Genomic DNA, 19,267 nt, shown 5'->3' with positions numbered 1-19,267 from the left:
GAACTGACATGGAAGAATTTCACAAGGTCCGCCGTCTTCCGCCCTACGTCTTCGAGCAGGTCAATCGCCTGAAGGCCAGCGCGCGCTCCCGTGGCGCCGACATCATCGATCTCGGCATGGGCAATCCCGACCTTCCCACCCCGAAGGCCATCGTCGACAAGCTGTGCGAAGTGGTGCGCGATCCGCGCACGCATCGTTATTCCTCCTCGCGCGGCATTCCCGGCCTGCGCCGCGCCCAGGCCAATTATTATGCCCGCCGTTTCGGCGTGAAGCTCAATCCCGACACCCAGGTCGTCGCCACGCTCGGTTCCAAGGAAGGCTTCGCCAACATGGCGCAGGCCATCACCGCGCCGGGCGACGTGGTCCTGTGCCCCGATCCGACCTATCCGATCCACGCCTTCGGCTTCATCATGTCGGGCGGCGTCATCCGTTCGCTGCAGGCCAAGCCCGATGACAGCTTCATTCCGGCGCTGGAGCGCGGCGTGCGCCATTCGATCCCGAAGCCGCTGGCGCTGATCCTCAACTATCCGTCGAACCCGACGGCCTATGTCGCGACGCTCGACTTCTACAAGGACGTCGTCGCCTTCGCGAAGAAGAACGACATCATCATCCTGTCGGATCTCGCCTATTCGGAGATCTATTTCGACGGCAACCCGCCGCCCTCGGTGCTGCAGGTGCCGGGCGCCATCGACTGCACGGTCGAGTTCACCTCGATGTCGAAGACCTTCTCCATGCCCGGCTGGCGCATGGGTTTTGCCGTCGGCAACGAGCGCCTGATCGCGGCGCTGACGCGGGTGAAGTCCTATCTCGACTATGGTGCCTTCACGCCGATCCAGGTGGCGGCGACCGCCGCGCTGAACGGCGACGGGACCGACATCGAGGAAGTGCGCGACGTTTATCACAAGCGCCGCGACGTGATGGTCGACGCCTTCGGCCGCGCCGGCTGGGACATTCCGGCACCGGCGGCGACGATGTTCGCCTGGGCGCCGATCCCCGAGCCGTTCAAGCATCTCGGCTCGCTGGAATTCTCAAAGCTGCTGATCGAGCACGCCGACGTGGCGGTGGCGCCGGGCATCGGCTTCGGCGAGCATGGCGACGACTATGTGCGCCTGGCGCTGGTCGAGAACGAGCATCGCATCCGGCAGGCGGCCCGCAACATCAAGAAGTTCCTGGCGACCGTCGCCAAGCAGCCCAACAACGTGGTGCCGCTGGCGGCGCATCGCTGAGCCGCCTGCCACCAATCATCCTGAAAGATCGAGAAAGAGGGGCCGTCCATCATGGCTGAATCCTTGCGTGTTGGAATTGCCGGCCTCGGCACCGTCGGGGCCTCGGTCGTGCGCGTGCTCACCGAAAAGGCGGCCGAGCTCACCCGCCAGTGCGGCCGCACCATCACCGTCACAGCCGTCTCGGCGCGCGACCGCAACAAGGACCGCGGCGTCGACCTTTCCACCGTCTCGTGGTTCGAAAATCCGGTCGATCTCGCCCGTTCCAACGAGATCGACGTCTTCATCGAATTGATCGGCGGCGACGAGGGAGCCGCGCGCGAAAGCGTCAAGGCCGCGCTCGAGGCCGGCCGCCATGTGGTCACCGCCAACAAGGCGCTGCTCGCCAAGCATGGCGTGGCGCTGGCCGAGATCGCCGAGAAGAAGGGCGTGCTGCTCAACTACGAGGCGGCGGTGGCCGGCGGCATTCCGGTCATCAAGACCATGCGCGAGGCGATGGCCGGCAATTCGGTCACCAGGGTCTTCGGCATCCTCAACGGCACCTGCAACTACATCCTCACCCGCATGGAAGCCGAGGGCCTGACCTTCGAGGAATGCCTGAAGGACGCCCAGCGTCTGGGTTATGCCGAAGCCGACCCGACCTTCGACATCGAGGGCAACGATACCGCCCACAAGCTGGCGATCCTGACCAGCCTTGCCTTCGGCAACAAGATCGCGGCCGACGACATCTATCTGGAGGGCATCTCCAACATCAGCCAGGCCGACATCCGCGCCGCCGCCGAGCTCGGCTACCGCATCAAGCTCTTGGGCGTGGCTCAGCGCACCGAAAGCGGCATCGAGCAGCGCGTGCACCCGACCATGGTGCCGACCGCTTCGGTGATCGCGCAGGTGCATGGCGTCACCAATGCGGTGGCCATCGAGACCGACATTCTGGGCGAATTGCTGCTTTCCGGCCCCGGCGCCGGCGGCAATGCCACGGCGTCCGCGGTGGTCGGCGACCTTGCCGACATCGCCAAGAGCCGCCCCGGCTTCCAGCACGGACCGGTGTTCGGCCGCCCGGCCAAGGAGCTCAAGACCTACAAGAAGGCGCAGATGCGCAGCCACGCCGGCGGCTATTTCATCCGGCTGACCGTGCACGACCGCGTCGGCGTCTTCGCGGCGGTGGCCAAGCGCATGGCCGACAACGACATTTCGCTGGAATCGATCGTGCAGCACGCGGTCGGGCCGGAGGCGGCCGAGAAGAAGACCGTCATCCTCGTCACCCACGAAACCACGGAAGCGGCGGTGCGCAAGGCGGTCGAGGGCATCACCAAGGATGGTCATCTCACCGACAAGCCGCAGGTCATCCGTATCGAACGGGCGGGTTAATCCCGGAGCCACCTGATTTCGGGCAGCCGGCCGAGATTTCCGTCATTCCCGACACTCTCCGGTCGCTTCGCTCCCTCACGAGGTCGGGAATGACGGCGCGACAGGTTGCGGCTGCCTAATATGCTCCGCGCTTGAATAGTGTGAGTTGTGAGTGACTAGCCACACGGGCGTAATCGCTAGCTCATATCCAGCGGCGCACGCGCTTGGCGTAGTCGTGATACTTCTTGCCGAATTTGCCGGCGAGCGTCTTTTCCTCGCGCTCGATCACCGCTTTCTGGGTGACGAAGCCGGCGATGAAGGCGAGCGGTATCAGCCAGGGATTGCCGGTGATCAGGGCGATGCCGATGACGAGTGTGGCCAGCGACAGATAGATCGGGTTGCGGCTGATGCCGAACGGACCGCCGGTCAACAGCTGGGTGGGCATGGCGACCGGGTTCAGCGGCGTCTTGGCCCGAAACATCATGCGGATGGCGGTGAACCACAACGCCACCGCGCCGAGCGCCGCCAGCCAGCCGAAGCCGAACAGGATGTCGCCCAGAACGTCGCCGAACCAGGGCAGCGGGTAGACGATGTCCAGCCCGATGCCGACAATCAGCGCGACCAGGAAGATCACTGGCGGCAGCGGAAACGGCAGGCGTGCGGCGGTGTCGGTCATTGCGGCTCTCCCGTACTCATCGCGTCATCGGTCTGGGCGGTGCAGGTGCTGGCCAGGTCGCCGATGCGGGCTCTGGTCGAGGCCGATGGGTCGCCCTTCATGATGCCGGCCAGCAATCCGTCCTTCTCGACCGCAGTCAGCATGCAACCACAATAGCGCACGCAGAAGGCGGCGTCGCGGCTCTCGAGACACGAGGCCTGGCAGGCTTTGGGGAAGCCGATCTTCGGGTCCTGCGCCGGTGCCGGCCAGATTTGCGCGAACAGCCACACTGAGGCGATCAGAACCGGCTGGTGGAGGAGGTAGAAGGCGAGGCTATGCCGGCCGATGAAGGAGAGCGGGTTGAGCGCCTGGCCGGTGGAGACGCGCGCCAGCCGCTCGAACAGGCCGGCGGCCTTGGCAAGCTTCGCCGCGCCGATACCCGCCAGCACGGCGCCGAACCAGGGAAACAGCGGCACATAGTCGTTCGAGCGCGGATCGGCCGTGGACAGGCCGACCCACAACAGCGCCGGATGGTCGAACAAGGGCGAGCGCAGATAGAAGGGGGCGGCAACCGCCAGCGCCGCCACCGCCAGCGTCACCGGCGCCGGCAGGCGCAGGAAGAGAAGGCCGAGCAGGCTGGCGAGCGCTATCTGGTGCAGGATGCCAAAGAAGATGAAGCTTCCCGGCGTGGCGAAATAGGTCACCAGCGTGATCGCGGCCGCCGCCGCCACCACCATGGCCAGCCGCTTCCAGAAACCCGGCCAGCGGATGCGCTCGCCATGCGCCAGAAGCAGCGATACGCCGACCAGGAACAGGAAGGTCGAGGCGATGCAGCGCGCATAGATCTTCCACGGGCCGTGCGCGGTCAGCCCAAGGCTGGTATAGCCGAAGAATTCGAGATCCCAGGTGAAGTGGTAGCTGGCCATCGCCAACAGCGCCACGCCGCGCAGGACGTCGATCAGCGGAATGCGACGGGAGGGGGAGGTCGAGGTTTCGAGGCTCATGCGGCGGGATTCGGAAATTGCGACTGGGCCATGCCTAGCACGGATGCGGGTGAAACAAGAATGGCGAGGCGAGGGCTTTCCCTTCTCCTCCTCGCGGGAGAAGGTGGCTCGGCGCAGCGCCGAGACGGGTGAGTGGGCTGCAAGGAACGAGGCGGTGCAAGACCTCATTGTGCCAAATCGCGCAAACCCGTTGGCCGGCTTCGCAATCGGGCACGAGTGCGTCGGTTTCCTGCTACTGGCCTGAGCGTCGCCGACGCAGATTTCCTTCACGAGTCGCGAATTCGAGAATTCATGTCCACGCATGTCCGCCATCCCATCTGGCTACCGGCCGTACCGCCGGCGGATGCGCGCACCTTCGCTTCGCTCTATTCGATCGAATCCTGCGCCCGGGCGACGATCGCCTCGGTCATTCCCATCCAGGCCTACGAGATCCTGAAGAACGAGCAGACGGTGTCGATCCTCTACACCATCGTCTCGTTGCTCGGCCTGTCGGCGACGCTGTTCATGCCGATGCTGATCCACCGCTTCGCGCGCCGCTGGGTCTACACCGCCGGCGCGCTTTTGCTCGCCATCGGCTCGCTGTTTTTCGTCACCCATTCCTTGCCGGGGCAGATCTTCGGCATGCTGTGCCGGGTGATGGGGGCGAGCGCGCTGTCGATCACGCTCAACCTCTACATCATGGATCATATCCGCAAGGCGGACCTGATGCAGGCCGAGTCGCTGCGCATGGCGTGGTCGATGATCGCCTGGACCACCGGTCCGACGCTCGGCATTTTCCTCTACACGCATTACGGCATCTATGCCGCGCATGGCGCGGTCGCGGTGTTCGCGCTCTGCCTGCTGGCGCTGTTCTGGTACTACCGGCTGGGCGACAACCCGATGATCGTGCCGGGCAAGAGCCGACCCATCAATCCGCTCGCCAATATCGGCCGCTTCGTGCGCCAGCCCCGGCTGAGGCTCGCCTGGCTGATCGCCTTCGGCCGCTCCTGCTACTGGACCACCTTCTTCGTCTACGGTCCCTTGTTCATGGTCATCACCGGCCAGGGCAAGCTGGCTGGCGGTCTGCTGGTTTCGGCCGGCAACGCGATGCTGTTCCTGGCGATCTTCTGGGGCAGGGCGGGCAAACGCTACGGCGCCCGCAACGTGATGACGCTCGCCTTTGCCGGGATGGCGATATCGCTTTGGCTGGCCGGCGCCATCGGCGAACTCGTGCCGCTCGCCACTGCCGGCCTGTTGCTGGTCGGCGCCCTGTTCACCATCGCATTGGATGCCATCGGTTCCACCGCCTTCATGCGCTCGGTGCGCACCTATGAGCGTCCGCAGATGGCGGCCGTCTACCGCACCTATCTCGACTTTTCGGAGCTGACGCCGCCGCTGGTCTATTCCGTGGTGCTGGCCTTTTTCGGGCTGGGCTCGGTCTTCGCCACGCTTGGCTGCCTCGCCGCCGTCTGCGGCCTTGTCACCTGGCGCTACCTGCCGAAGTCGATGTAGCGAGCGCCTTTCCTTCTCCCGCAAGGGGAGAAGGGATGGCGCCCGGTCCGCACGATGACGCTTCTGCATCCACCGATGGCGGAATTTGGTTTGCCGGGCGGCGCAATTCTCCCTATAGTCCACGATGTCGTCGGTCCCTTCGGGACCAAGAGGGAATACGGTGGGGAGGGAAGAAAATGTCCGTCCGAAACCGTGGCTGCCCCCGCAACTGTGAGCGGTAGTCCTCTCCAATGCCACTGAGGTTCGCCTCGGGAAGGTGGAGAAGGGCGCAGATCCGCAAGCCAGGAGACCTGCCGGCGACAGCAATGATGGCAATGCCCTCGGGTGGAGGGCGAAAGGACAGACCATGAATACCGCAACCATTTCCCTCGGCGCCTCGACCTCCTCGCAGTCGCGCTTCCTGCAACTGGCGCTGGCCGGCCTGCTCGGCATTTTCATCGTCGGCTTCACTGGCTTCTCGCATATCGAGGCCGTGCACAACGCCGCCCACGATGCACGCCACTCGATGGCGTTCCCCTGCCACTAACCAGGGGGAACCCACCATGTCTGTTTTTCGCAACGTCGTGTTCGTCGCGGCGATCGCTGGGCTATTGGCCGGCATCGTGCTCGCCTGCCTGCAGGCCTATGCCACCGTTCCGCTGATCCTGAAGGCCGAGGTCTATGAACAGGCCGGCGGCGGTCACGAGCATCCGGCGCCGGCTGCTCCCGCGGCTGATGCCGGCGCGGCCACCACCGCCATGAGCACGCCGGCCCCGGCCGCCGCCGCTCCGGCCGAAGAGGAAGGCTGGGCGCCCGCCGATGGCGCCGAGCGCTTCTCCTTCAACGTGGTCTCCAATATCGTCACCGGCATCGGCTTCGCGCTGATCCTTGTCGCCTTCTCGGAATTCGCCGGCGGCATCGGCAACTGGCGCCAGGGCGTGTTCTGGGGTCTGGCCGGCTTTGCCGTCTTCACGCTGGCGCCGGGCCTCGGCCTGCCGCCGGAACTGCCGGCCATGCCCGCCGCCGACCTTCTGCCCCGGCAGATCTGGTGGGTGGCAACGGTGGTGGCAACGGCGATCGGCCTGGCGCTGATCGCCTTCCGCCGCTCGCTGCCGCTGACGATCCTGGCGGTCGCGCTGATCGTCGCGCCGCACATCGTCGGCGCGCCGCAGCCGGCAAGCTACGACACGCCGATCCCGGAAGGCCTGCACCACCAGTTCGTGGTGGCGGTCACCATCACCAATCTGGTGTTCTGGCTGGTGCTCGGCGCCGTCGTCGGCATCGTGCGCGGTCGCTTCACCGGGCAGGCGTCGAACCTTCGCGACAGCTTTGCCTGATCGGCAAAGCGTTTGCTTCATCATCGGCGGTGCGCGCTCGGGCAAGAGCGCGCATGCCGAAAAACTCATTACAGCGCTGCCGGCGCCGTGGACCTACATTGCCACCGCACAAGCCTATGACGAGGAGATGCGCGAGCGCATCGCCCATCACCGCGCCCGCCGTGGCGAAGGGTGGGAAACGCTCGATGCGCCGCTCGACCTTGTCGGCGCGCTCACGAGTTTGCCGTCGGGGCGGCCGGTGCTGGTCGATTGCCTGACGCTCTGGCTCACCAACCACATGCTGGCCGAACACGATGTCGAGGCCGAATGCGCGCGCCTTGTCGCCACGCTCGCCAAACCGCGCGGCCCATGGTTCGTGGTTTCCAACGAGGTGGGCCTGGGCATCGTGCCCGACAATGCGCTGGCCCGCCGTTTTCGCGACGCCGCCGGGCGTCTCAACCAGCAGGTCGCCTCGGTCGCCAGTGAAGTGGTGCTGACGGTTGCCGGCCTGCCGCTCAAGGTGAAATGACATGACCGGGATCGACGAGGCGGAAGCCGAGCGCCATCGCGCCAAGATGGCCAAGCGCAAGGCCGTGCAGGACGCCGAGGTGGCGGCAAAGACAATCGAAAAAGGCCTGCTGATCGTCAACACGGGGCCCGGCAAGGGCAAGACCACCGCCGCCTTCGGCCTGGCGCTGCGCATGCTGGGTTACGGCCGGCGCGTCGGCGTTGTGCAGTTCATCAAGGGCAAATGGCACACCGGCGAGCGCGAGGCCTTCGCGGCTTTCGGCGAGCGCGTCGTGTGGCATTCGATGGGCGAGGGTTTTACCTGGGAAACGCAGGACCTGAAGCGCGACGTCGCGGCGGCGCAAGCCGCCTGGGTCAAGGTCGAGGAACTGATGGTCGACCCGTCGATCAGCCTCTTGGTGCTGGACGAATTGAACATCGCGCTGCGCTACGATTATCTCGACCTCGACCGTGTCGTGGCGGCGCTGAAGGGCCGGCGCGAGGGGCTGCATGTCGTCGTCACCGGCCGCAACGCCAAGCCGTCGCTGGTCGAAGCCGCCGACCTCGTCACCGAAATGGGCGCCACCAAGCACCACTTTTCCGCCGGCGTGAAGGCGCAGCAGGGCATCGAGTTTTAGGCACCTTTACTTCCCTTCTCCCCCTGAGGGAGAAGGTGGATCGGCGCGTAGCGCCGAGACGGATGAGGGGTGTTGGAAGAAACGAGACGGCGCGAGAATAGAATTGCTTCGGCGCTATCCTGGTTTGGGTAAGTTGCGCTCCGGCCAACACCCCTCATCCGACCTCGCCTTCGGCTCGGCCACCTTCTCCCACAAGGGGAGAAGGAAGACCGCCGTCGCCTACCACAGCACCAGCGCCACCACCCCGAACAGCGCGATCAGCAGCATGTCGGCCGCCCAATAGAGCCGGAGCGCTTGGCGGATGTCAGCGCTGGTGACGGCGGTGCGGCCGCCTTCGCCCATATGGCGGCCTTCGACCAGCACGCCGCCATAGGAGCGTGGACCGGCGAGCGCCAGACCCAGCGCACCTGCCATCGCGGCTTCCGGCCAGCCGGCATTGGGCGAGCGGTGAAAGCGCGCGTCGCGCCACATGGCGCGCCAGGCCTCGGCCGGGTCGGCACCCCTGACGAAGAAGGCGGCAGCGACGATCAAAAGGCCGGTCAGGCGCGAGGCGGGCAAATTGATCAGATCGTCGAAGCGCGCCGCCGCCCAGCCAAAGGCCTCGTGGCGCTCGCTGCGGTGGCCGATCATGGAATCGGCGGTGTTGGCGGCCTTGTAGGCGACGCCGCCGGCCAGCCCGCCGATGCCCAGCCAGAAGGCGGGCGCGACGATGCCGTCGGAGAAATTCTCGGCCAGGCTTTCGATCGCCGCGCGGCCGACCGCCGCCTCGTCGAGTTTTTCAGGGTCGCGGCCGACGATCATGGAGACCGCCTTGCGGCCGGCCGTCAGCCCGCCCGAGTCCAGCGCGTCCGCCACCGCCTCGACATGGGCAGCCAGGCTCTTCTGCGACAGCAGCGAACTCGCCAGCAGCGCCACCGCGACAATGCCGAGCGGCAGCGCCAAAAGCGCCGTCTCGGCCAGGCGGGCGATGGTTGCCGGCACCATGACGATGACCAGCAGCGAAAAGACGCCGGCCATGCGACGCGCGGCGTCGCTGTCGGCGGCGCGGTTGAGCCCGCGGTCGAGACAGGATATCAGGGCGCCGATCCAGGTCACCGGATGGCCGACGGCACGGAACAGCCGGTCGGGATAGCCGAGCCGAGATTCGATCAGCAGCGACAGAAAGGCGGTCAGGGCGAACATGCGGCTTCCAGGCGAGGCGATTGCAGCGGTGGATCACGGCGGAAGCCTCGGCCGGGCGCGGGCGCTGTTTCCTGGCGCACCGGAACCGTTCGTCGATCTCTCGACCGGGATCAATCCGCACTCCTATCCGCTTTTCGAGCCGCCCGCCACCGCCTTCACCAGACTGCCGGAGGCGGCGAGGTCGGCCGAGCTGGCGACTGTCGCCGCCACCGCCTATGGCGCCCCGGCGCGGGCCAATGTGGTGGCAGCACCTGGCACCCAGATCCTGTTGCCGCGTGTCGCCTCGCTGGTGGCGCCCGGTCGCGCGCTGGTGTTGTCGCCGACCTATGCCGAACACGCGCGCGCCGCCGCCGTCGCCGGTCATAAGGTGGCCGAAGTGACAAATTTCGCGGCGCTTGCCGAGGCTGATCTGGCCATACTGGTCAATCCCAACAATCCCGACGGCCGCGTCGTCGCGCGCGACGATCTGCTGGCGCTCGCCGCCCGGATGAAAGCCAAAGGCGGGTTATTGGTGGTCGACGAAGCCTTCATGGATGTCGGCCCGCGCGAGGACAGCCTCGCCGGCGACATTGGGCGGGGCGGGCTGGTGGTACTGCGCTCCTTCGGCAAATTCTTCGGCCTCGCCGGCGTGCGGCTGGGCTTCGCGCTCGCCGACACGGCGACGGCCGCACTACTCGACAGCCAGCTTGGGCCATGGGCGGTGGCAGGCCCGACGCTGGAATACGGTATCGCGGCGCTCGGCGATATTGCCTGGCAGCAGGCGATGCGGCAGCGGCTGGCTGAGGATGCCGCGCGGCTCGATGCGCTGTTTGCCCACCATGGCGTTACGGTCGCCGGCGGCACGACGCTGTTCCGCTATCTCGATTTCGCCGGCGCGCCCGGCCTGTTCGAAGCGCTCGGCCGGCAAGGCATCCTTTTGCGCCATTTCGCGCAGCGCCCGCATGCGCTGCGGTCCGGCTTGCCCGGCAACGAGGACGAGTGGCGCCGCCTCGAAGCCGCCCTTGCCGGTTGGGCCGCGACGGGCGAAGCTCGCCAAAACAGGATCCGCGCATGATCATCGTCTGCCCGCTCTCCAAGGTCGAGGCCACCGTCAACCGCGCCGGCGCCGAGCGGCTGTTGTCGCTGCTTGCCGCCGGCACCGACATGTTGCGCCCCGCCGCGATCCGGCCGGAAAACCATCTGCATCTGGTCATGCACGACATCGCCGAGGCGCAGGAGGGCATGACGCTGCCCGGCGAGGAGCATGTGCGCGCGCTGCTTGCCTTCGCCGAGGGCTGGAACCGCGCGCGGCCGCTGGTGGTGAACTGTTATGCCGGCATCAGCCGCTCGACGGCTTCCGCCTATATCATCGCCGCGGCACTGGCGCCGAAGCGCGACGAGCTGGAACTGGCCAGGACGCTGCGCTTTCTCTCTCCCTCCGCGACGCCCAATCCGCGCCTCGTCGCCGTGGCCGACCACATTCTTGGCCGCAACGGCCGCATGGTCGCCGCCATCGCCTCGATCGGCCGCGGCGCCGATGCCTTCGAGGGCGTGCCGTTCGAGCTGGAGATTGAAGGGTAGGGTGCTGGCGCCTCTATCTCCCCCTTGCGGGGGGAGATAAGGCGCCTCTTACTTCACCCACTCATCCAACCTCGCCTTGCGCACATCCTTCAGCAGCGTGATGAAGCCGTCGGCCTGGTGTTCGGCGGTCTGCCGGCCCTTGTCGGCGGTTGCCTTGGCGGCCTCGCCGACCACGCCATGCGGGTTGAGGTCCTGCGACATCCAGGCGAAGGCATGGGTGCCGGTGTGGCGCAGCAGCGAAAACGTCTTCTCGGCCTCGACCACCTTCGAGACGAAATTCTCGGCCTTGCCCATGTCGACCAGCTCGGGCCGGAAATGCAGCATCATGGAGGTCTCGTAGTCGCCGCCATGGATGCCCCAGCGGTCTTCCGCCTCGCTGTAGAGCCCGGCCGGGCGGCCGAAGCGCGACCAGCTCGTCTTCACCGCCAACATCCTTTCGCGCACCCGCAGCTCGCGCGTGACGATACCCATGATCTCTTCATTGCCGCCATGCGAGTTGACGATGACGAGCTTCCTCACCCCGGCGCGGGCGATGGAGAGGCCGAGCTCGGTCCAGGCGTCGATCAGCGTCGCCGGCGGCAAGGTCAGCGTGCCCGGCGCTTCGAGATGCTCGTTGGATTTGCCGACCGCCTGCACCGGCAGGATGCGGATGTCGAGATCGGCCGGCAGGCGCGCGATCACCGTCTCCAGCATGCCGTTCATGATCGAGGTGTCGGTCGACACCGGCAGATGCGGCCCATGCTGCTCGATCGCCGCCACCGGCAGCACCGCGATCGTCGTTTCCGGGTCGATCGAGGCATATTCGGTGGTCCTGTAGTCGCCCCACCACACGCGTCTTTTCGTCATAATGTCAGTCTCCGCATCGTTGCTGGGGTGGTGCATTTCCCTTCTCCCCTTGTGGGAGAAGGTGGATCGGCGCGTTGCGCCGAGACGGATGAGGGGTGCTGGAAGAAACGAGGCATTTCAATTCCATATCTCTCACCCCATTTCATCCTACCATGGCGTTCCGTCCAGCACCCCTCATCCGACCTCGCCAATGGCGGCTACGCCGCCCGGCTCGGCCACCTTCTCCCGCAAGGGGAGAAGGGGAAGGTTCCGTTTCTCACCCGGCCGCGATCACTTCCACCTCGACCTTGAATTCGGGCCTGGCGAAACCGGTGACGATCATCAGCGTCGAGGCCGGCGCCGGGTCCGAAAATGTCCGGTCGCGCACCGCCATATAGGGTTTCAGATAGGCGCGGTCGGTGACATAGGCATTGATGCGCACCACGTCGTTCAGGCCAAGGCCGGCCTCGGCCAGCACCGCGGCGATGTTCTTGAAGCAGAGTTCGGCCTGTTCCTCGACGCCTTCGGGAATTTGGTCGTCGGCGGTGATCGCCACCTGGCCCGCGCACAGGATGAGCCGCTTGCCGGCCGGCACTTCGACGCCGTGGCTGTAGCGCGCGAATGGCGGCTTGATCGTCTTCGGCATCAGATATCGGAACATGGCGGTCTCCTTTTGGGGACGCGTTGAGACCCGGGCGAGGTCGGCCGACCAGCTCTAATCTCGACGCATCCGAGGCGGCGAAACTAGAGCCGGGCGGGGGCTTGGTTCAAGCACTGCTTTTGCACTGCCGGCATTACTTTCAACACGAAGCGCTGATGGACAGCTGCCCGGAAAATGGGCACGATGGCGACAGGAGCTGCAGGTCACGGGTTCACGTCACGGGTCGAAGGCTGGCACCGTCGGCGCAATGCCGCCACCGGTTGGGTGGCATGTGTCTTGCGTGATCGATCGACGGTGTCTTTGTGCCCGTTGCGGGCGGATGGAAGGGGAAATCGATGACACGGGTATTGGCAGGAACAATGGTGGCCGCGGCGGCGCTGCTTGGCGGCTGGATGTCGACGGCGGCGGCGAACGAGAAGGTAATCTTCGCCACCAACTGGCTGGCCCAGGCCGAACATGGCGGCTACTACCAGGCTGTGGCCGACGGCTCCTATGCCGCCTGCGGGCTGGACGTCACCATCCAGCAAGGCGGGCCGCAAGGCAGCGGCCGGCCGCTGCTGTTGGCCGGCAAGGTCGATTTCTACATGGGTGGCAACATGCTGCAGGCCTTCGACGCGGTGCAGCAGGGCATTCCGCTGCGCGTCGTCGCCGCCTCCTTCCAGAAGGAGCCGCAGGTCATCATGGCGCATCCGGGCCAGGGCCTGGACAAGTGGGAGGACCTGCCGAAGGCCGACCAGTACATTATCGGCGACGAGGGGGCGACCTCCTTCTTCCTGTGGATGGTCTCCGAGTTCGGCTTCGATCCCGCCAAGCGCGCCGTCTACACCTTCAACCCGGCTGCCTTCATCGCCAACAAGAAGTCGGTCCAGCAGGGTTACGTCACCTCCGAGCCGCATGCGGTGGCCAAGGAGGGCGGCTTCCAGCCCAACCTCTTCCTGCTCGCCGACTACGGCTTCAACACCTACGCCACCACCATCGAGGCCATGCAGACCACGATCGACAAGCGGCCGGAGGTGGTGCAGTGCTTCGTCGATGGCTCGGCCAAGGGCTGGTACAACTACCTCTACGGCGACAACAAGGCCGCCAACGCCGCCATCAAGAAGGACAATCCCGACATCAACGACGAGCAGATCGCCTTCTCCATCGAGATGATGAAGAAGTACGGCATCGTCGATTCCGGCGAGAGCGAGAAGCTCGGCATCGGCGCCATGACCGACGAACGCATGCAGAGTTTCTACGACAAGATGGTCAAGGCCAAGGTTCTGCCCGCCGGCATCGACATCAAGAAGGCCTATACGCTGCAGTTCGTGAACAAGGGCGTCGGGCTCAATCTGAAGAAGTGAGTGCGGCTTCACCTTCTCCCCTTGCGGGAGAAGGTGGCCCGGCGCGCAGTGCCGGGACGGATGAGGGGTGTTGGAAGAAACGATGCACTTCAAAATCCTGCCGTCCTGTTCGGTCGCCCGCCTAGGCGTGGCAAGTTCGCACTCCGTCCGGCCCACCTCATCCGACTTCGCTTTCGGCTCGGCCACCTTCTCCCGCAAGGGGAGAAGGGATGAGCATTTATCCACGGAAAGGCACTGATGTTGCAGCAGACGGTTATGCGCGGGGAGGGCATCGACAGCGGCACGCCGCTGCTTCACCTGCGCGGCGTCGGCAAGGTGTTCTCCAACGGGGTCACCGCGCTCGACAATGTCAATCTCACCATCAGCCAGGGTGATTTCGTCAGCCTGCTCGGGCCTTCCGGCTGTGGCAAGTCGACCGCGCTCAGGCTGATCGCCGGGCTGTCGACGCCGACGTCCGGCGCGCTGGAATGGCAAAAGGCGCTGGGCGACGATTGCGTCGGCTTCGTCTTCCAGGAGCCGACCCTGCTGCCCTGGGCGAGCGTCTTCGACAATGTCTGGCTGCCGTTGCGGCTGCGCGGCGTGTCGCGGCTCAAGGCCACGTCGGCGGTGATGGAGATGCTGGCGCGCGTCCATCTGGAAAACTTCGCCGACGCGGTGCCGCGCGAGCTTTCCGGCGGCATGAAGATGCGTGTCTCCATCGCGCGCGCCATGGTCACCAAGCCGCGCGTTCTGTTGATGGACGAGCCATTCGCGGCGCTCGACGAGATCACCCGCTTCAAGCTCAACAACGACCTTCTGGAACTGTGGCAGCAGGAGCGGTTCACCGCCATCTTCGTCACCCACAGCGTGTTCGAAAGCGTGTTTCTCTCCAACCGCATCGTGGTGATGGCGGCGCAGCCGGGCCGTGTCTTCCGCGACATGGCGGTGGAGGCGCATTACCCGCGCGACGAGGCCTTCCGCACCTCGCCGGCCTATGCCGCTCTGTGCCGGCAGGCATCGGAGGTGCTGGGCGCGGCGATGAGCGCCAAGGCGGAGGCGCGGCGATGACGACGCTCGAGGTGCGGCCGGTGGCGCTCGACCCGGAAGAAGCGCGGCGCGTGCGCCAGCAACGGCTGGAGAAGATCGGCGGCTGGGTGCTGCCGCTCGCCATCATGGTGGTCTCGGTCTGGCTGTGGGACCGGCTGTGCGTGTGGAACGACATTCCGAAATACATCCTGCCGAGGCCGGGCGTGGTGCTGCAGACCCTGCAGGACGATGCGCCGCTGCTGTTCTCCTCACTGTGGGTGACGCTCAAGATCACCTTCCTGAGCCTCGCGCTCGCCATCGTCGGCGGGGTGGGGCTGGCGGTGCTGTTTGCCCAGTCGAAATGGGTGGAGATGTCGTTCTTCCCGTTCGCCGTCATTTTGCAGGTCACGCCGATCGTGGCGATCTTCCCGCTCATCAACATCTATGTCGACAACCAGACCGCCAAGCTTCTGCTCTGCGCCTGGATCGTCGCCTTCTTCCCGATCCTGTCCAACACGACGCTGGGTCTGAATTCGGTCGACCGCAATCTGCGCGACCTGTTCCGGCTGAACGGCGCCTCGCGCTGGCAGGAGCTGTGGCACCTGCGCCTGCCGGCCGCCATGCCCTATTTCCTCGGCGGCCTGAAGATCGCCGGCGGCCTGTCCTTGATCGGCGCGGTGGTGGCCGAATTCGTCGCCGGCACGTCGGGCCAGGCGTCGGGTCTCGCCTCGCGTATCATCGAGGCGGGCTACCGGCTGAACGCGCCGCGCCTGTTCGCGGCGCTGATCCTGATTTCGGTGACCGGCATCGTCATTTTCCTGGTGTTGTCGCTGCTGTCGCATCTCGTCCTGCGTCGCTGGCACGAGAGCGCCTTGAAGCAGGAGGCGTGATGGCGGACAGATGCCGCGTTTTGGCGGGAACTTGCATCAATTCAGGCGGATTCTGCACCATCAAGGGGGCAGGTGAACAAATCCCGACCGCCATCGACAGCCCTTTCGCGATAAAGCCATGACAAACAAGCGCAAAACTTTTTCACCGCGTCGCGAAATCCGGATTCTCTCCACATCCAAGCGCTGGCCGAAGGTCGGCGGAGCGGCGACATGAGCAGGCTGCCGATCCCACAATCTGGCAGTTATGTGCTTGAAAACGCCCGCCTTCACCTGTCGCTGACGGCCGAGCTGGACGGTCCAGCGGACGCGGACGGCTTCGTGCGCGCCGATATCACGGTTGCCGACGGCCGCATCGCGTCGATCGCGGCCCATCGGCCGTCGCCTTCGCCGGGCGCCATCGACCTCAAGGGCCGCATCGTTCTACCCTGTTTCGTCGATTGCCACACCCATCTCGACAAGGGTCATATCTGGCCGCGCAGCCCCAATCCGGACGGTTCCTTTGCGGGCGCATTGCATGCGACAAATGCCGACAGAACGACGCGCTGGAGCGCAAAAGACGTGTCGGCGCGCATGGATTTTGCATTGCGGACGGCTTTCGCGCACGGAACCAAAGCCATCCGCACGCATCTCGACAGCGCAGCACCCCAGGATGCGATCTCCTGGCCGGTGTTTGAGGCAACGCGGGAAAAATGGCGCGGAATCATGGACTTGCAGGCCGTCTGCCTGGTCGGTATCGAGGAAACCCGCGACGCGGCCTGGTTTGCCGGCCTGGCCCGGCGTGTGGCGTCGGCCCGCGGTATGCTGGGCGCCGTCACCTATATGGTACCCGACCTCGACCTGCTGCTCGACCGGATGTTCCAACTCGCGATCGAGCATGATCTCGACCTCGACTTCCATGCCGACGAGACCGACGCGGTCGACGCTATCTCCTTGAAAAGAATAGCGGAAGCCGCACTTCGACATCGCTTCCAGGGCAAGATCCTGGTTGGCCACTGCTGCTCGCTGGCGCGCCAACCGGACAGCGATGTTCTCGACACCCTGGACAAGGTGGCGCAAGCCGGGATCGCCGTCGTCTCGCTGCCGATGTGCAATCTTTATCTCCAGGACCGCCGGCTGGATGGCACGACACCGCGCTGGCGCGGGGTGACGCTGCTGCATGAAATGAAGGCGCGCGGCATTCCGGTCGCGGTCGCCTCCGACAACACGCGCGATCCGTTCTACGCCTATGGCGATCTCGACATGCTGGAAGTCTACCGCATGGCGACACGCATTCTGCATCTCGACCACCCGGTCGGCGACTGGCCGAAGGCGGTGACGGCGACGCCGGCGGCGATGATGCGCTTGGACAGCGCGGGCACTTTGGCCGCCGGCGGCCCGGCCGATCTTATTGTTTTCAAAGGAAGAAGCTGGACCGAGTTGTTGTCGCGGCCGGAGTCCGACCGCGTCGTCATCCGAGCGGGAAAACCGGTTGACGCTGCCTTGCCCGACTATGCCGAACTCGACGAACTGATGGTGGAATGATGGATCTTGCGGCGCTGAAACGCGATCTCGATGGGTTGAAGATCGAGGACAACGAGAAGATCGTCCAGCAGAAGAGCCGCGATTTCTACTGGTACAGCCCGGTTCTGAAGCGGCAGCTCGACCATGTCAGCGGCGATCTGGTGGTGACGCCGAAAACGCAGGCCGAGGTCATCCGCGTGCTCGCCGCTTGCCACCGCCTTGGCGTCCCGGTCACGCCGCGCGGCACCGGCACCGGCAATTACGGGCAGGCGATGCCGCTGTCTGGTGGCGTCGTGCTCAATCTCGCCGAACTCGATGAAATCGTTGCGATTTCTCCGGGTCGTGTGGTGTGCGGACCGGGCGCCATCCTGGCCGATATCGACCGCGCGACGCGTGCCCATTCGGCGCAGGAATTGCGCCTGCACCCTTCCACCTACAACACCGCTTCGATCGGCGGCTTCATCGCCGGCGGCTCGGGTGGCGTCGGATCGATCAATTTCGGCGGCTTGCGCGACTTCGGCAACATCATCCGGCTGCGTGTCGTCACCATGGAGGCGGAACCCAAGGTGCTGGAACTGACCGGCGAGGATCTGCACAAGGTGACCCACGCCTACGGCACCAACGGTATCATCACCGAGGTCGAGATGCCGCTGACGGCCGCCTATGACTGGGTGGACGTGCTGGTCGGCTTTGACAGCTTCATGGGCGCGGCGCGCTACGGCAACGCGCTCGCCTGCCAGGACGGGCTGTTGACCAAGTTGATCACGCCGATCGCCGCACCCGTGCCGCAACTCTATTTCAAGCGGCACCAGAAATTCCTGCGTGAGGGGCAAAGCATCTGCGCGGTGATGGTCGCGCCGCATGCGCTCGATGCTTTCCTGGCCTTCACCCGCCGCGAGGGCGGCGAAATCGCCTACAATGCGGCGACGGCAAGAGACGAGGACAAGAAGGGCCTGCCGCCGGCCTATGAGCTTGCCTGGAACCACACGACGCTGAGGGCTTTGCGGGTCGACCCGTCGATCACCTATCTGCAGTCGCTCTACCCGTTCCCCAACCAGTTGGCACTGGTTGAAAAGATGGATGCGATGTTCCCGGGAGAGGTCTTTTCGCACCTCGAATTCGTGCGTCTCGACGGCAACATCACCTGTTTCGGGCTCAATCTCGTGCGCTTCACCACGGAGGAACGGCTGGACGAGATCGTGCGGCTGTTCGAGGAGAATGGCTGCCCGATCTTCAACCCGCACCGCTACACGCTGGAGGAGGGCGGCATGAAACAGACTGATGCCATCCAGCTTGCCTTCAAGCGGCAAGCCGACCCGCAGGGGTTGCTCAATCCCGGCAAGATGATCGCGTGGGAAAATCCAGATTACGACTATCGCTCGGGAAAGACGTTTCTGTTCAAAGGCTTGGCGGCGAGGTAGGCATGCGGGTACTCGTCGTCTATTGCCATCCGGTGCCGGAGAGCTTCTGCGCTGCCGTGCGCGATGCCGCACTTGAAGGCATCGCCGGGAAAGGGTGCGAGGCACGGCTGGTCGACCTCTATGCCGAGAATTTCGACCCGGTGATGCGCGATGGCGAGCGGCGCGACTACAATGAACGCGCCCCGGTCGATCCGGCACTCGCCGCCCATATCGCGCATCTGAACTGGGCCGAAGCGATCGTGTTCATCTATCCGACCTGGTGGTATGGGCTGCCGGCGATGCTGAAGGGCTGGCTCGACCGCGTCTGGGCAAAGGACGTGGCCTTTTCGCTCGACGCGGGCGGACGGATCACGCCGCTGATGGGCCATGTCCAGAAGATCGCGGTGGTGACGACTTGCGGCGCACCGCGCTGGTGGTCGCACGTGGTTGGCCATCCTGGCCGCAAGACCATTCTGCGCGGCATTCGCGCGCTTTGCGCGAAGCGTTGCAAGACGCTGTTCCTGGCGCACTACCTGATGGACGCCTCGACGCCGGAGAGCCGCGCGGCTTTCCTTGGCCAGGTGCGCCAGAAATTGCAGGCGTTTTGAAATTAGCTTTCCTCTCCCTGTTTACGGGGAGAGGATGCCGGCAGGCAGGTGAGGGGCAGCGCCGGATTCCCCGAGGCTAGCGCTGCCCCTCATCCGACCCTTCGGGTCACCTTCTCCCCGTGAACGGGGAGAA

The 19,267-nt window shown here is 65.4% G+C and carries 20 protein-coding genes and 1 riboswitch; of the genes, 15 read left to right on the top strand and 5 right to left on the bottom strand.

Going from position 1 to position 19,267, the window contains the following annotated elements; all coding sequences use genetic code 11:
- Positions 1–8 precede the first annotated feature (8 nt).
- Together QFZ88_RS04055 and QFZ88_RS04050 are read left to right on the top strand one after the other, a co-directional pair.
- Positions 9–1,226 (top strand): LL-diaminopimelate aminotransferase, encoded by a 1,218-nt coding sequence (locus QFZ88_RS04055; protein ID WP_024924622.1) that lies wholly within the window; start codon positions 9–11, stop codon positions 1,224–1,226.
- 51 nt (positions 1,227–1,277) lie between these two features.
- Positions 1,278–2,591, top strand: a complete 1,314-nt coding sequence (locus tag QFZ88_RS04050) for a homoserine dehydrogenase (protein ID WP_024924623.1) — start codon at positions 1,278–1,280, stop codon at positions 2,589–2,591.
- Positions 2,592–2,772: 181 nt separating this feature from the next.
- Here the strand turns inward: QFZ88_RS04050 and QFZ88_RS04045 are convergent, their stop codons facing one another.
- A complete protein-coding gene (locus tag QFZ88_RS04045; RefSeq protein WP_024924624.1) occupies positions 2,773–3,246 on the bottom strand; it encodes a methyltransferase family protein in 474 nt (157 codons plus the stop codon).
- Complete coding sequence (locus tag QFZ88_RS04040; RefSeq protein ID WP_024924625.1) at positions 3,243–4,229, bottom strand: DUF1624 domain-containing protein; 987 nt, start codon at positions 4,227–4,229, stop codon at positions 3,243–3,245. The genes QFZ88_RS04045 and QFZ88_RS04040 overlap by 4 nt, the downstream gene beginning before the upstream one ends.
- A 291-nt stretch (positions 4,230–4,520) precedes the next feature.
- Here QFZ88_RS04040 and QFZ88_RS04035 point away from each other — a divergent pair, with 291 nt between their 5' ends.
- The 5 genes from QFZ88_RS04035 (at position 4,521) to cobO (ending at position 8,160) form a co-directional block, all read left to right on the top strand.
- On the top strand, positions 4,521–5,720 hold the full coding sequence (locus QFZ88_RS04035) for an MFS transporter (protein WP_024924627.1): 1,200 nt from the start codon (positions 4,521–4,523) through the stop codon (positions 5,718–5,720).
- A gap of 114 nt (positions 5,721–5,834) precedes the next feature.
- Positions 5,835–6,033: riboswitch (cobalamin riboswitch) on the top strand.
- 33 nt (positions 6,034–6,066) lie between these two features.
- Positions 6,067–6,246 carry a CbtB domain-containing protein gene (locus tag QFZ88_RS04030; RefSeq protein WP_024924628.1) on the top strand — a complete coding sequence of 60 codons (180 nt, stop codon included), beginning with the start codon at positions 6,067–6,069 and terminating at the stop codon, positions 6,244–6,246.
- A gap of 16 nt (positions 6,247–6,262) precedes the next feature.
- Positions 6,263–7,036: a CbtA family protein gene (locus tag QFZ88_RS04025; protein WP_024924629.1), complete on the top strand. Its 774-nt coding sequence runs from the start codon at positions 6,263–6,265 to the stop codon at positions 7,034–7,036.
- The gene (gene cobU / locus QFZ88_RS04020; protein ID WP_065998066.1) at positions 7,029–7,544 is read left to right on the top strand and encodes a bifunctional adenosylcobinamide kinase/adenosylcobinamide-phosphate guanylyltransferase; all 516 of its coding nucleotides are present in this window, start codon (positions 7,029–7,031) and stop codon (positions 7,542–7,544) included. The genes QFZ88_RS04025 and cobU overlap by 8 nt, the downstream gene beginning before the upstream one ends.
- A gap of 1 nt (position 7,545) precedes the next feature.
- A complete protein-coding gene (gene cobO / locus QFZ88_RS04015) occupies positions 7,546–8,160 on the top strand; it encodes a cob(I)yrinic acid a,c-diamide adenosyltransferase (RefSeq protein ID WP_024927117.1) in 615 nt (204 codons plus the stop codon).
- 219 nt (positions 8,161–8,379) lie between these two features.
- Here the strand turns inward: cobO and cbiB are convergent, their stop codons facing one another.
- Entirely contained in the window at positions 8,380–9,342 is a 963-nt protein-coding gene (gene cbiB, locus QFZ88_RS04010) for an adenosylcobinamide-phosphate synthase CbiB (protein WP_024927116.1), read from the bottom strand.
- Between cbiB and cobD the strand changes: the two genes are divergently transcribed.
- Both cobD and QFZ88_RS04000 read left to right on the top strand, forming a co-directional pair.
- A complete protein-coding gene (cobD, locus tag QFZ88_RS04005; RefSeq protein ID WP_024927115.1) occupies positions 9,341–10,396 on the top strand; it encodes a threonine-phosphate decarboxylase CobD in 1,056 nt (351 codons plus the stop codon). The two genes, cbiB and cobD, sit on opposite strands and share 2 nt — an antisense overlap.
- Positions 10,393–10,902, top strand: a complete 510-nt coding sequence (locus QFZ88_RS04000) for a tyrosine phosphatase family protein (RefSeq protein WP_024927114.1) — start codon at positions 10,393–10,395, stop codon at positions 10,900–10,902. Before cobD ends, QFZ88_RS04000 begins: the two co-directional genes overlap by 4 nt.
- A 48-nt stretch (positions 10,903–10,950) precedes the next feature.
- Here the strand turns inward: QFZ88_RS04000 and QFZ88_RS03995 are convergent, their stop codons facing one another.
- Together QFZ88_RS03995 and QFZ88_RS03990 are read right to left on the bottom strand one after the other, a co-directional pair.
- Positions 10,951–11,748: a creatininase family protein gene (locus tag QFZ88_RS03995; RefSeq protein ID WP_024926780.1), complete on the bottom strand. Its 798-nt coding sequence runs from the start codon at positions 11,746–11,748 to the stop codon at positions 10,951–10,953.
- Positions 11,749–12,004: 256 nt separating this feature from the next.
- Positions 12,005–12,388 (bottom strand): RidA family protein, encoded by a 384-nt coding sequence (locus QFZ88_RS03990; RefSeq protein ID WP_024926781.1) that lies wholly within the window; start codon positions 12,386–12,388, stop codon positions 12,005–12,007.
- A gap of 335 nt (positions 12,389–12,723) precedes the next feature.
- Between QFZ88_RS03990 and QFZ88_RS03985 the strand changes: the two genes are divergently transcribed.
- From QFZ88_RS03985 to QFZ88_RS03960, 6 genes are all read left to right on the top strand, one after another.
- Complete coding sequence (locus QFZ88_RS03985; protein ID WP_024926782.1) at positions 12,724–13,731, top strand: ABC transporter substrate-binding protein; 1,008 nt, start codon at positions 12,724–12,726, stop codon at positions 13,729–13,731.
- Between the two features lie 237 nt (positions 13,732–13,968).
- A complete protein-coding gene (locus tag QFZ88_RS03980) occupies positions 13,969–14,778 on the top strand; it encodes an ABC transporter ATP-binding protein (protein WP_024926783.1) in 810 nt (269 codons plus the stop codon).
- Positions 14,775–15,626: an ABC transporter permease gene (locus QFZ88_RS03975; protein WP_024926784.1), complete on the top strand. Its 852-nt coding sequence runs from the start codon at positions 14,775–14,777 to the stop codon at positions 15,624–15,626. The genes QFZ88_RS03980 and QFZ88_RS03975 overlap by 4 nt, the downstream gene beginning before the upstream one ends.
- A 210-nt stretch (positions 15,627–15,836) precedes the next feature.
- Positions 15,837–17,147 (top strand): cytosine deaminase, encoded by a 1,311-nt coding sequence (locus tag QFZ88_RS03970; RefSeq protein WP_036254704.1) that lies wholly within the window; start codon positions 15,837–15,839, stop codon positions 17,145–17,147.
- A complete protein-coding gene (locus QFZ88_RS03965; protein WP_024926786.1) occupies positions 17,147–18,547 on the top strand; it encodes an FAD-binding oxidoreductase in 1,401 nt (466 codons plus the stop codon). Before QFZ88_RS03970 ends, QFZ88_RS03965 begins: the two co-directional genes overlap by 1 nt.
- A gap of 2 nt (positions 18,548–18,549) precedes the next feature.
- The gene (locus tag QFZ88_RS03960; protein WP_024926787.1) at positions 18,550–19,134 is read left to right on the top strand and encodes an NAD(P)H-dependent oxidoreductase; all 585 of its coding nucleotides are present in this window, start codon (positions 18,550–18,552) and stop codon (positions 19,132–19,134) included.
- Positions 19,135–19,267: the final 133 nt, after the last annotated feature.

This window comes from Mesorhizobium sp. YL-MeA3-2017, from assembly GCF_030814575.1.
Lineage (GTDB): Bacteria > Pseudomonadota > Alphaproteobacteria > Rhizobiales > Rhizobiaceae > Mesorhizobium > Mesorhizobium terrae.
This window is presented reverse-complemented; position numbering and strand designations above follow the sequence as displayed.

Excerpts from the sequence above, each read along its gene's own strand:
- QFZ88_RS04025 (WP_024924629.1), top strand. The coding sequence starts at position 6,263 with ATGTCTGTTTTTCGCAACGTCGTGTTCGTCGCGGCGATCGCTGGGCTA.
- cobO (WP_024927117.1), top strand. The coding sequence starts at position 7,546 with ATGACCGGGATCGACGAGGCGGAAGCCGAGCGCCATCGCGCCAAGATG.
- QFZ88_RS04055 (WP_024924622.1), top strand. The coding sequence starts at position 9 with ATGGAAGAATTTCACAAGGTCCGCCGTCTTCCGCCCTACGTCTTCGAG.
- cbiB (WP_024927116.1), bottom strand. The coding sequence starts at position 9,342 with ATGTTCGCCCTGACCGCCTTTCTGTCGCTGCTGATCGAATCTCGGCTC.
- QFZ88_RS03975 (WP_024926784.1), top strand. The coding sequence starts at position 14,775 with ATGACGACGCTCGAGGTGCGGCCGGTGGCGCTCGACCCGGAAGAAGCG.
- QFZ88_RS03965 (WP_024926786.1), top strand. The coding sequence starts at position 17,147 with ATGGATCTTGCGGCGCTGAAACGCGATCTCGATGGGTTGAAGATCGAG.
- QFZ88_RS03960 (WP_024926787.1), top strand. The coding sequence starts at position 18,550 with ATGCGGGTACTCGTCGTCTATTGCCATCCGGTGCCGGAGAGCTTCTGC.
- QFZ88_RS04045 (WP_024924624.1), bottom strand. The coding sequence starts at position 3,246 with ATGACCGACACCGCCGCACGCCTGCCGTTTCCGCTGCCGCCAGTGATC.
- QFZ88_RS03995 (WP_024926780.1), bottom strand. The coding sequence starts at position 11,748 with ATGACGAAAAGACGCGTGTGGTGGGGCGACTACAGGACCACCGAATAT.
- QFZ88_RS04050 (WP_024924623.1), top strand. The coding sequence starts at position 1,278 with ATGGCTGAATCCTTGCGTGTTGGAATTGCCGGCCTCGGCACCGTCGGG.
- QFZ88_RS03970 (WP_036254704.1), top strand. The coding sequence starts at position 15,837 with ATGAGCAGGCTGCCGATCCCACAATCTGGCAGTTATGTGCTTGAAAAC.
- QFZ88_RS03985 (WP_024926782.1), top strand. The coding sequence starts at position 12,724 with ATGACACGGGTATTGGCAGGAACAATGGTGGCCGCGGCGGCGCTGCTT.
- QFZ88_RS04040 (WP_024924625.1), bottom strand. The coding sequence starts at position 4,229 with ATGAGCCTCGAAACCTCGACCTCCCCCTCCCGTCGCATTCCGCTGATC.
- cobD (WP_024927115.1), top strand. The coding sequence starts at position 9,341 with ATGCGGCTTCCAGGCGAGGCGATTGCAGCGGTGGATCACGGCGGAAGC.
- QFZ88_RS04035 (WP_024924627.1), top strand. The coding sequence starts at position 4,521 with ATGTCCACGCATGTCCGCCATCCCATCTGGCTACCGGCCGTACCGCCG.
- QFZ88_RS04030 (WP_024924628.1), top strand. The coding sequence starts at position 6,067 with ATGAATACCGCAACCATTTCCCTCGGCGCCTCGACCTCCTCGCAGTCG.
- QFZ88_RS03980 (WP_024926783.1), top strand. The coding sequence starts at position 13,969 with ATGTTGCAGCAGACGGTTATGCGCGGGGAGGGCATCGACAGCGGCACG.
- QFZ88_RS04000 (WP_024927114.1), top strand. The coding sequence starts at position 10,393 with ATGATCATCGTCTGCCCGCTCTCCAAGGTCGAGGCCACCGTCAACCGC.
- QFZ88_RS03990 (WP_024926781.1), bottom strand. The coding sequence starts at position 12,388 with ATGTTCCGATATCTGATGCCGAAGACGATCAAGCCGCCATTCGCGCGC.